At 66.9% G+C, this 11,349-nt stretch carries 6 protein-coding genes, 1 tRNA gene and 1 pseudogene; 1 reads left to right on the forward strand and 7 read right to left on the reverse strand.

The features are described 5' to 3' along the window. Positions 1-32 precede the first annotated feature (32 nt). Complete coding sequence (gene pbpC / locus VGC77_RS18840) at positions 33-2,078, reverse strand: penicillin-binding protein 1C (RefSeq protein ID WP_331173101.1); 2,046 nt, start codon at positions 2,076-2,078, stop codon at positions 33-35. A gap of 353 nt (positions 2,079-2,431) precedes the next feature. Continuing rightward, positions 2,432-7,645, reverse strand: a complete 5,214-nt coding sequence (locus tag VGC77_RS18845; protein WP_331173092.1) for an alpha-2-macroglobulin — start codon at positions 7,643-7,645, stop codon at positions 2,432-2,434. A 306-nt stretch (positions 7,646-7,951) separates the two neighbouring features. Between VGC77_RS18845 and VGC77_RS18850 the strand changes: the two genes are divergently transcribed. Continuing rightward, positions 7,952-8,028 (forward strand) — tRNA-Arg (locus VGC77_RS18850). 55 nt (positions 8,029-8,083) lie between these two features. Here VGC77_RS18850 and VGC77_RS18855 read toward each other — a convergent pair. From VGC77_RS18855 to VGC77_RS18875, 5 genes and pseudogenes are all read right to left on the reverse strand, one after another. Next, positions 8,084-8,959 carry an acyltransferase gene (locus VGC77_RS18855; RefSeq protein WP_331173093.1) on the reverse strand — a complete coding sequence of 292 codons (876 nt, stop codon included), beginning with the start codon at positions 8,957-8,959 and terminating at the stop codon, positions 8,084-8,086. A 121-nt stretch (positions 8,960-9,080) separates the two neighbouring features. Then, positions 9,081-9,173 (reverse strand): sodium:solute symporter, encoded by a 93-nt coding sequence (locus tag VGC77_RS18860; RefSeq protein WP_331173094.1) that lies wholly within the window; start codon positions 9,171-9,173, stop codon positions 9,081-9,083. Positions 9,174-9,236: 63 nt separating this feature from the next. Then, on the reverse strand, positions 9,237-10,184 hold the full coding sequence (locus VGC77_RS18865; RefSeq protein WP_331173095.1) for a restriction endonuclease: 948 nt from the start codon (positions 10,182-10,184) through the stop codon (positions 9,237-9,239). A gap of 275 nt (positions 10,185-10,459) precedes the next feature. Continuing rightward, positions 10,460-10,570 (reverse strand): sodium:solute symporter, encoded by a 111-nt coding sequence (locus VGC77_RS18870; protein WP_331173096.1) that lies wholly within the window; start codon positions 10,568-10,570, stop codon positions 10,460-10,462. A gap of 638 nt (positions 10,571-11,208) precedes the next feature. Next, positions 11,209-11,349: pseudogene (locus VGC77_RS18875) on the reverse strand (IS481 family transposase); the annotation flags it as partial.

Raw genomic sequence — 11,349 nt, forward strand, 5'->3', positions numbered from 1 at the left:
AACCGCTACGCGGACAACCAGTTGGCGGGCTTCTACTGGATTCGGACGACGACTGTGTCCGCGGCGCCCATGGCGTCCATCACCGTGAGCCTAACGAAGCCCGGCCCGGGCTGGTCGATCAGCCGCTGCCGGCGGCCGTCGAGCTCCCCGACCGCCACGCCATTGACCAGCATGGTCAGCGGCAGCACCCCGCCCGCCACCTTGACCGGCAGCGACGGCGCATTGGCGTCGCCCGCGGCCTCGATCCGCGAGCCGTTCAGCGGAAACTGGATGTGCAGCGCCTGCTCCGCGCCATTACGCAGCAATTCGCCGAGCGGCCGAAAACGCCGCAGCGGCAGCGGCAATTTGGCGTTGCTCGCAACCAGCGTGCCGCGCGGCGCTTTCGGCAGCGCCGCCGGCAGTCTGCCGGTGCGGGCGAAGGCGTCGAACAGGATTGGCGCCGCGGCGGTGCGGCCGACCAGGCCGGGCACCGCGGCGCCGTCCGGGCGGCCGACCCAGACCCCGATGGTGACGCGGCCGTCGAAGCCGACCGACCAGGCGTCGCGATATCCGTAAGAGGTGCCGGTCTTGAAGGCGATGCGATTGGCCGCGGCGTTGTCGGGCGGCGGGGTGCCGAGCAGCACGTTGCCGACCTGCCAGGCCGCCACCGGATCCATGAGCCGCAGCGGCTCGGGCGGCTTCGCCTCCCCCAGCGCGACCTCGCGCAGCGGCATGGCGCTGCCGAGCCGCGGCAAAGCCGCGTAGAGCTGCACCAAATCCTGCAAGCGGATGCCGACGCCGCCGAGCCCCATCGCCAGCCCCGGCGCCTCGTCCTTCGGCAGGATCAACGCCGCGCCGGCCTGTTTCAGCCGCGCCGCCAGCCGGCTCGATCCGACCCGGTCCAACAGCGCGATCGCCGGCACGTTGAGCGACAATTGCAGCGCCTTGCGCGCCGTGACCGTGCCCTGGAAGGTCATGTCGAAATTCTCCGGCGCGTAGGCGCCGAACCGGATCGGGCGGTCGTCGAGCAGGCTGTCGGGGTGCACGAAGCCGTCCTCGAAGGCGAGCCCATAGATGAAAGGCTTCAAGGTCGAGCCCGGCGAACGGATCGCGCGGCTCATGTCGACCTGACCGGCGCGGCGGCTGTCGAAATAATCCGGCGAGCCGACCCGCGCCAGAATCTCGCCGCTGGCATTATCGACCGCAACCAGCGCGATCGAGATGTCGGGGCCGAGCGCCGCGGCGCGGTCGCGCACCAGGGCTTCCAGCGCGCGCTGCATCGCGGCGTCGAGCGTCAGCCGGATGATCGACGCGCCCTTGCCGGTCGCCAACGCCTGGTCGGCGGAATGCGGCGCCAGCATCGGCATCGGCGTGCGCTGCCGTGCCAGGACCACCGCCTTGGCCTGGGCGGCATCGTCGGTGCTGAGCACGCCGTCCTGCGCCATGCGGTCGAGCACGCGGGCGCGGGCCGCGGTTGCGGCGTCGGGAAAACGATCGAGCCGCCTTGTTTCCGGGGATTGCGGCAGCGCCACCAGCAGCGCGGATTCCGCCAGCGACAGCCGCTTCGGCTCCTTGCCGAGATAGCCGATCGCGGCTGAGCGAATGCCTTCGAGATTGCCGCCGAACGGCGCCAGCGCCAGATAAAGATCGAGGATCTGGTCCTTGCGCAATTGCCGCTCGAGTTGCAGCGCGCGCACCATCTGGCGCAGCTTGGCCGACAGCGAGCGTTGCTGGCGCGGCTCGATCAGCCGCGCCAGCTGCATGGTGATGGTGGAGCCGCCGGAGACGATGCGGCCCTGCGTGATCAGTTGCCAGGCGGCGCGGCCGAGCGCCCGCGGATCGACGCCGGCGTGGCTGTAGAACCGCTTGTCCTCATAGGCCAAGAGCAGATCGAGATAGCGGCGGTCGACGTCGGTTGCGGCATGCACCGGCAGCCGCCAGCGGCCGTCGGCCATCGCATAGGCGCGCAGCAATCTGCCGTTGCGGTCGACCACCGAGGTCGAAACCTGCCGCGCTTGATCGAGCGGTAGCGGCCCGAGCGAGGCGATCCAGCCGGCCGTCGCAGCAGCTACGACGACGCAAAGCGCCGCGACGATCATCGCCGCGATTCTAACCTTGCGCCACCTGCTCGGGGTCTCGCTCATGATCAGTTCGACATCCTCAGGCGTTGAAGTTGATCGAAGCGCCGCGACATCGTCCCCTCGCCCCGCTTGCGGGGAGAGGGTGGCGTGACAAGCGAAGCTTGTCGCGCCGGGTGAGGGGGCGCCTCGTTTTGCTGAGACGCCCCCTCACCCGACCCGGCTCCGCTCCGCTGCGCCGGGTCGACCTCTCCCCGCACGCGGGGAGAGGTGAGTCAGTGCCCGTTGCGGCGCAAGTTGCTGCATCGATGATTTCCTAACTAATCACGCCCGCGATGCTTGCACGCAGCACCGACACCACGCCCGTCTCCCCCTCACTTCGCCGGCCGCACCTCGACGCTGCCGGTTGCGCTGCGGCCGTAGCGCGAGGGATTGTACATGTCCTCGACGTAGGCCTGCGGCAGCACGTATTTGCCGGGCGACACCGCGCGCACCACATAGGCCACGGTGAACACCGCCTTGTCGTCGCTCTTGCGGTCGATCGCGGCGCTGAAGCGGTCGTCGCGGAATTCGCTGTTGACCGGCTCGACGCCGTCCTCGATCCAGTCCAGCGTGCCGCTGTCGCCCGACGACACCAGATGCGGATTGTCGATCTCGAAGCCGGCCGGCAGATAGTCCGCCACCATGATGTGACCGTATTCCGGCTTGGCCTCGGTGATCTTCAGCACCACGGCAAAGCGGTCGTTCTGCCTGGCCTTGGCGACGTCCGCCGGGGTGCCGTCGAGCGCAAAGTAGTTGCGCTCGATCTTGAAGCCGTTGGCGACCGCGGGCTCCGGCGTCAGCGGCGCGCCGGCGACCGAGACCACCGCCTGCACCGGCGCGTCGCCGGTGTTGGCGATCTTGATCGGTTTGCCGGCGATGTCGGCGGCCTTATAGCTGCGATACAGCGCGCTCTTCACCGGATTGCCGTCGACCTCGAGCGTCAGCGTTTCCTTGGCGAGCGCCCGCGCCGCCAGCACCAGCCAGGCGTTCTCCTGCGTCGAAGTGTAGGGCGAAAGCCCCCGCGCCGCCTCGACCCGCTGCACGGCTTGCGTCAGCGTGGCGCGCGGCGCGTTGCCCTCGCTGGCGAGCGAGACCAAGGCCGCGGCATCGCGCAGCGCCGAGCCGTAATCCACCCGGCCGAACGCGATCACGGGCTTCGGCGAAAGACCCTGCAACGCCGCGGCATAGACCCGCTCGGCGCGCGCCCGGTCGCCGACCAGCGCCAATGCTGCGGCGAGCTGCGCCTTGGCGATCGGGGTCGCCAGATGCTCGAGCTTGGTGTCGGCGAGATAGCGCAGGTCGCCGATCGGTGCTGCGCCGTTGCGCGCCAGCACATAGAGGCCATAGGCGAGATCGCGGCCGCCGTCCTTCTCCGGCTCGGCGGCGTTGACCACCGCATTGCGGATGCGGTCGAGCGCCGATCTGAACAGCACGTCGGGCACCGCAAATCCCTTCTCGCGGGCGCGGGTCAGGAAGTCGGTGACGTAGGCGTCGAGCCAGGCATCGTCGCCGCCGGCCGACCACAGCCCGAACGAGCCGTTGGAGCCCTGCCGCGCCAGCAGGCGATCGATCGCGTCCCTGATGCGCTGGTCGACCGCGGTATCCATCGCCAGATGCGCGCCCGCCGCGAGATCGTTGACGTATAACAGCGGCAGCGCCCGGCTGGTGATCTGCTCGGTGCAGCCGAACGGATAGCGATCCAGCGCCTTCAGGATGGTGGCGGCGTCGAGCGCGGTGGACAGCCCCACCGACAGCGAGACGCCGCCGGTGCCGGGTACCAGATCCGAGAACATGTCCGAGGTCAGCGTCAGGCTCTCGCCTTTCGCCAAGGTCCTGACTGAACGTCGCGCCAAAATCTGCGTCGCCGGCTTGACCTCGAGCGCGTAGTGCCGCGCCAGGCTCAGCCCATTCGGCCCCTTGATTGCAACGTCGAAGGCGGCGTTGCCGGCGCCGCCGGCGTCGAGCGCCAGCGCCGTCGAGGCGCGCTGCTTGGCGGCGAGCTTCAACGTGGTCGTGGGATTGCCGGTGACCTTCACCGGGCCGGAGGCCGCGACGCTGATGGCGTAGTCACCGGCCGCGCCTTCGACATTGTCGAGGTCGAAGCTCAGCGTGCCGCGGTCGCCGTTCAACAGAAACCGCGGCAAGGTTGCGGTCAGCACCACCGGATCGCGCACCGTGACGTCGATATTGGCGCGGCCGAGCTTGGTTGCGGTCCAGGCCACCGCCATCAGCCGCGCGGTGCCGGCGAATTCCGGGATCTCGAAGTCGATACTGGCGCTGCCGTCGGCCGCCACCGTGACGATGCCGGAATACAAGGCCAGCGGCTTCTGGGTCGGCGGGCTGCCCTGCAATTCGGCGCCGGCAGAATCGCCGCCGGAACGGATCTGGCCGCGCGCGCCCTGCATGCCGTCGATCAATTGCCCGTAGAGGTCGCGGATTTCCGAGCTGAGGCGGCGCTGGCCGAGATAGAATTCGTCCGGCGCCGGCGGCTTATAATTGGTGAGGTTGAGAATGCCGACGTCGACCGCGGCGACCACGATCTTGGCGTCCTCGCCGGGATTGAGCCCGCCGAGCTTGACCGGCAGCGTCAACGTGGTCGAGGGCCGCACCAAAGCCGGCGGCGACAGCGCCACCGAGAGCGTGCGCGCGGTCTTGTCGATGCCGAACCATTTCAGCCCGATGGCGCGGCCGGGCATGCGTTGTGCTGCGGCATCGAGCGGCCTTCGCAGCGTGGTCAGCACATAGGCCCCGGTGCCCCAGTCGCGGCCGACCGGCAGCTTGACCTGGGCCTGGCCTTCCTTGACGTCGACGCTCTGCGTGGTCAGCAGCCGGTCGCCGAGCACGTTGACGGTGAGCTTGCCGGCGCTGCGGGCGTTCACCGTCACCACCAGCGTATCGCCGGCGGCGTAATCCGGTCGATCGATCGAGGTTTCCAGCAAGTCCGGGGTGTCGGCCGAGCCGTCGGAATACCAGCCGACATCGAACTGCACTTGGGTCAGCGGGCCGTCGGCGTCGGCGGATTTGACGTCGAGCCGGTAGCGGCCGGGCTGCGGCTGGAAGGAGAGTCGCGCCGGCTTGTCGGCGGCAAGGCTGAGATCGCCGTCGGCGACCCGGCTGGTGGATTTCACCGGCTCATAATCCCAGGACGAATTCTGCCGATACCATTGATAGCGGGATTCGATCTTCAGGAGTTCATAGCGCAGCCCGCTGCGCGCCAGCGCCTGGCCCTCCGGCGAAACCAGCACCACGTCGAAGGCGGCGTTGTCGCCCTCGGCGACGCTCTTGTCCTTGAACAGCGGCTTGACCCCGATCATCGCCGCGGCGGGCGCCACCGGCAAAGTGAGCTTGCGCTCCACCGCGCGGCCGCCGGCTTCCGCCATGCGGATGAAGATCTGCGCCTGTTGCGGCCGCGTCGACGACGGAGCCTTGGCCAGCGTCACCGGGAAGCTGGCGACGCCGTTGGCGTCGGCCTCCGGCAGGTTCTCGAGCGGGGTGCGCTCGTTGCTTTCGGTTTCCTCGTCGGCGATGCCGAACTGATAGCCGGCAAAGCCCGGGCGGCTCTCGGCCGGCGCCACCAACAGGTCGCCCTCGAGCTGCAGCCCGGAGGCCGGCGCGCCATAGAGGAAACGGCCCTCCACCTTCAGTTCCACAGGAACCTCAGCTTTGATCAGCTTGTCCTTGCTGGAAATATCGAATTCGATGCGGTCGGGGAAGTAGTCCTCGACCATGAAGCTGGTTTCGCCGACGCTTGACCCCTTCGGATCGGTGTAGGCGCGGACCCGCCAGGTTCCGGTCGGCACCGCGGAATTCAACGGCAGCGTCAGGCTGCGGCCGCCGGCGCCCTGGTCGGGCAGCACGGCGCGGCGGAATTCCACGCCGTCCGGCCGCTCCACCACCAGGGTCAGCGGGGAGCCCGCCAGCGCATTGCCCTGGCCGTCGCGCAGCAATGCGGTGAGATAGACCGTCTCGCCGGAGCGATAGACGCCGCGCTCGGCATAGACGAAGGCGTCGGCGCCGGCCGGCACCGCGCGCCCGGAGACGCCGCGGTCGGACAGATCAAAGGCGTTGGATTTCAGGCTGAGGAAGGCGTAGTCGGCGGCCACTCCCGTCACCGTCAGCAGCGCCGGCGACAGCCCGCCCTCGCCGCGCGAAAGCCCCGCCTCGAACAGCACGTGGCCGGCGTCGTCGGTCTTGCGGCTGGCGAGGATTTCGTTGTTGCAGGCAATGAGCCGCACCTCGGCCTTGGCGGTGGGCTCGGTCGAGGCCAGCGAATTGACGAAGACGTGGATGCCGTCATGGCCGGAAAACGCGGTCAGCCCGAGATCCGAGACGATGAACCATTGCGTCGCCAGCGAACCCGAGTCGTCATCGCTGCCGGAGCCCGGGCCCTTGGCGGCGGCGGTCATCACATAGACGCCGGGCTGCAATTCGCCCAAAACTTCGCCGACCGGAAACGCGGTGGTGACGTCGGCGTTCAGCGTGCTCTCGGTGTCGAGTTCGCCGCTCCACACCTTGACGCCGCGCTCGTCACCGAGGTCGGCGAGCTCATAGGCGCTCAGCGCGCGCTGGAAATCGCTGCCGACCACGGTGTTGATCAGGTTGCGGTCGCCGATCCGAAACACCTGCACCGACACCGTCTTGGTGTTGACGCTGACCAGCGGAATGCCGCGCTGGCCGCTGCGCGGCAGCACATAGGCGCGGCCGGTGAACCGCACCAGGGGCTTGCGGTCGCGGACATAGATGTTGAATTCGGCGGATTTCGGCAGCACCTCTTTGACCGCCGAGGGCAATCCTGCGCGCAGATTGATGGTGTAGCGCTCGCCGTGCTTGAGGCCTTCGACGCAGAGCTGCTTGTCCTCGCTGGTCAGCGCCGGCTTGTCGGTGCCGGCCTGCGTCAGGAACGGGGCGAAATCGACGCGCTTGGCGAGGTCCTCGGAGAACTGGAAGCAGGCCCGCGGCGACGCCGCATCGGAATCCACGGTGTAGTCGAGCAGCCGGAAGCCGTAATCGTCGCGCAGCTTCTCGTATTGGCCGCGCACCTCGGCGACCTCGCGCAGATCCAGCGACAGCCGCAGCGTATCCAGCGCCGGGCGCCACAGCTTCCTCTCGGCGAAGCCGCGGCCGAGCACCGCCAGCGCCTCGGCCTCCTCACCGGCATTGCCGGCGCGCTGATAAGCGATGTAGGCCGCGGTGGAGGCGCGCTCCAGCAGCAAGGTCTGTTCGCTCGAGGTCGGCGACCACACCCGCAGCACGGTGCGCGCCAGCCGCAGCCAATTGCCGCTGTCCTCCGGCGCCACGCTGGCGATCTGGCCCATGATCTGCAGCGCGGCGCGGGTGTCGTTGCGCTTCAAGGCAGCGTCGGCGTCGCTACGCAGCGTGGTCACCGGCTTGTTGACCGCGCCGGCCTCGGACCTGATCTGGGCCTCGAGCTTGATCGCGGCATCCGAAAGGTCGTCGCGTTTGAAAGCCTTGTCCGCGGCGTGGGCGCAGATGAGCCCAAGCGCCAATGTGGCGCAAAGCGTGACGGCGCGAAGCAGACCGATCATCGAGGCACTCCCCTTGCGCGGCGGAACGCCGCGTCGCCAATTCAACCCCGCGAAAGCCATCGCCGCGATGTCGGCGCCGCCCGGCGGCGGCTTTGACCGCCGCCCGGGCCGCCCAGACCCGGCCGCGGCGCGCGGCATCATCGCGTGCCGATCCGCCAAACACAACGGCGCCCCCGCTTTGCTTTGACGCAGGCTCGCGCTAAATGGTTCGCAGGCATTTGCGCGGGGGATGCGATTTTTCCGCTGACGGTGCTGGAAGGTGGCCGGCCACGGGTGCTAAGAGCGCCTTCGGCCGACCGCCGCGACGGTCCCATAGCTCAACTGGATAGAGTAACGGATTTCTACTCCGTGGGTTGCAGGTTCGAATCCTGCTGGGATCGCCAATTGCTCGATCGCCGCAAGGCCGGCGGCTGGCGCGCAGCAAAGCTGTGCCCCGACCTAGCGCGCCAGCGCGACGCGGCGGGTCGCCGTCGACCGCACCGTGTTGATCACCGGCAGTTCCAGCAGCCGATAGCTGACCACGCCCCAGGCGTTGGCGGCGACCAGGCAGACCACCACGAAAACCGCTTCGGCGAGCCAGCCATGAGCCGGCAACAGGTTGAACAACCGTCCGATCAACGACAGCACCAGGACGTGGCTGAGATAGACGGAGTACGAGGCGTCGCCGAGCGTCTCCAGCAATCGCCACCGCGGCAGGGTCGGCAGCCGCGGCAGTTTCAGAATCGCCAGCGCCAGCAGCGCGCCGGCGATGAATTCGAAGCTGAAGGCGTTGAACACGAGCGCCAGTTCCGGCGTGCGCGGCGGCACCGGCAGCGCGGTGAACGTCGCCCAGATCAGCAGTCCCGCCACCAGGTTGATCCGCAGCGCCAGCAGCACCGCCACGATGAGATAGAAATACATTTCGTGGACCAGCGACCAGCCCACCGCCAGCCAAGGCAGCGTGGCGTCGGGCCACAGCAGCAGCGATCTGACCAGCGACGGCGTCTGTTCGAAACTGGAATTGACCGGCACGATCAGCGCCGAGAGCAGAACCAGCGCGGTGTAAAACCAGTAGATCGGATAGATCCGGGTCAGGCGCGCCCAAAGGAAGCCGCGCCAGGACGGCCGGCCGCTGACCACCACCGCCATCACAAAGCCGGAGATCCCGAAGAACATGTGCACCCCGGCGCGGCCCAGGCCGTCGCATGGCGGGATCAGCGCAAAGCCGTGTCCGTATTTCGACTCGACGATTGCCAGATGGCTGACGACGACCATGTTGGCGGCAATGGCGCGCAACACCTGGATGCTGGCAAAGCGTGGGGGGGACGCGGGCATGACCGTGCTGATAACATCGTTTGCCGGCGCCGACCAACCCGTCGGCAAAGTTCCGCGCGGCCGCCTGCCCGCGCGGGCCGGGAAAAGCCCTCAAGGGCTGATGTGGCCGCCCGCCCGCCGGCTAGCTCCGCGCCAGCGCTGCGGCGATGCGTCCCTGCAGCACCACGCCGAACCAGATCACCAGGGTCGCCAGCGCGGCCGCGGTGATCAGCAAAATCTCTGACAGGCTCGCATTTCGCTTGAGATCAGCAACGATTTCAACGAGATGGCAAGGCGTCTAGAATGTCGGCGGCTGCGCATGCCAAAGCACCAAATCATCCATGGCAACCAAGACGATCTTCTCCGTCAGCGAGGCTGATTGGATCGCCTCGTCGGTGAAGCTCGAAGTCGTGACCACATATCCACGCAAAGCATTCTGCTCTTCGGCGACGCCTTTGAACTGCTGAATGATCGGGCGACCAACCTTGTTTTGGCCCGAGTTTCGCTTGCACTCAATAATGAGCAGCCCGTCCGCATGGATCGCAAAGCCATCGACACCAAAATCGTTCGATTTTCGCGTTGCCCACGCCTCGAGCCCGGCCCTGTGAAAAAAGCTCATGATGTGCCGCTCAAAATTGAACGGATCCATCTCCAGGAGATATTGACGAAGAGCGGCCTCTTGCGGCGGCATCGAGAAACGCACCGGATCCGCCGGCTGTTGTTTCATCGCCGCCTTCATCCTCGCGCTGGTTCGTCGCAGCCTTTCGTCGTCGACGATCACATCGATGACATCTGCAATATGGGTTCGGGCCTCAGGGCTCGTCACCACCGCTTCGATGATCGCGGTAATCCCGGATACGCCCAGAAAAATCAGCAACAGCACCGGCACGCCGAGCGCGCCGCCAAAAGCGGCGATCCCAGCGGCCTGACCGCCGACCAGCGGGATCGCCGCCAAGGTCGCCGGCAACGCGATCTTCATCGACAGTGGAAGACTGGACTGCCGATAGTTCGAAACCGCCTCGGCGACGCTGCCGCCGATTGCCCTGATCGTTGTTCGCGAATTGATAAGCGCGTTCAGCCTCTTGAATTTCTCGATCGCCCCGGCATCACTGGCGACAACATCGCGCGATTCGCCAAGCCATCGAATAGCGATCACGCGATCTTCTTGTCGCGTCGCGCGCTTGATAGCTGAGGCGAAGAGACTTATCAGCCAACGCCTGATGCCGTCCCTCGCACCGACAAACATGACGCCCCACCCGTCCTTATCGTAGCAGAACAGCCTCGCCTTCGCTCTATTCTCCTGTTGTTAGCTACGCAACGGATATCTCGACACTCTGGTATGTTGATAGTGGAGACATATTGATAGTCGAGGCATAGTCCCTTGGATTGACGGGCTAGGGACGCTGCGATGTGTCGATCAACGGCGCCGACATCGAACAAGCCCACACTTGGCGGCGCGGCATGACCGCCCGCCGCGCGAGGCCGGCCGCAGTATCCATATTCCCTGACGCCGCCCGCCGGCTAGCTCCGCGCCAGCGCGGCGGCGATGCGTCCTTGCAGCACCACGCCGAACCAGATCACCAGGGTCGACAGCGCGGCGGCGGCGATTAGCAAAAGGTCTGTCTGGGCCATGGCAATGGGTCCCCGTTTGGGATCTGGATGCGTCCCACGACGATGTCCCCGGTCCAAGGGCTGGTCGTTGACCTGTGTCAACCCTGCGAGACCGCCGAGCCTTCGCAGCCAAGTCCGCTGCCTCAGCGCGTCACTCAAAAAGCGATCCATGAAATCGGGCGTTCAACGCGTCATTGCGCGGAGCTGTTGCGACGACGCAATCCAGGGCACCCAAAAAGCCCCCCTAGATTGCGTTGCTTCTCGGCAGGCGCACCGCGCCGCCCTCGGCTCGCAGTGACGAAGTCCCCCTGATTTGGCCCGTGGCTGTTTCGATCCGCCCGCTCAGGCAAACACGAACAGCGCGATGGCAAACGACAAGGCGACCAGTTGCAGCAAGGCTGGAATCATGGCGTCCGCTCCCGTGGATTGTGAGCCCTTCGCGACGGTGCGGAGAAATGATTAACTGATTCTTACCAGGAGATGGAGCTGGCGGCCCGGCTGGCCTGCGGCGCTGCAACGGGTCGCCCCTGCGGACGCAGGGGCCCATACGGCGCGGAGGCGCTTTTGGCCGGATAGGCCCGCACGTGATGAGGGCTTTATAGCGTTTTCGAGCGAAGTGGATCCCGGTTCGCGTGAAGAAAACGCGTCAAAATGAGAATCTAGATGTGGAGCCTCAACAGGTTGTCCTCGGACAGACCGAGGCGACTGATGGGTGTTTGTGATTTTATCCCACCGTGTGGCCGATGCCAGTTGTATCTATGCAGCCAGACCGGCAGTTCGAGGGCGCGGCGTTGTGAGGT

The sequence above is a fragment of the Rhodopseudomonas sp. genome, from assembly GCF_036404135.1.
Lineage (GTDB): Bacteria > Pseudomonadota > Alphaproteobacteria > Rhizobiales > Xanthobacteraceae > Rhodopseudomonas_A.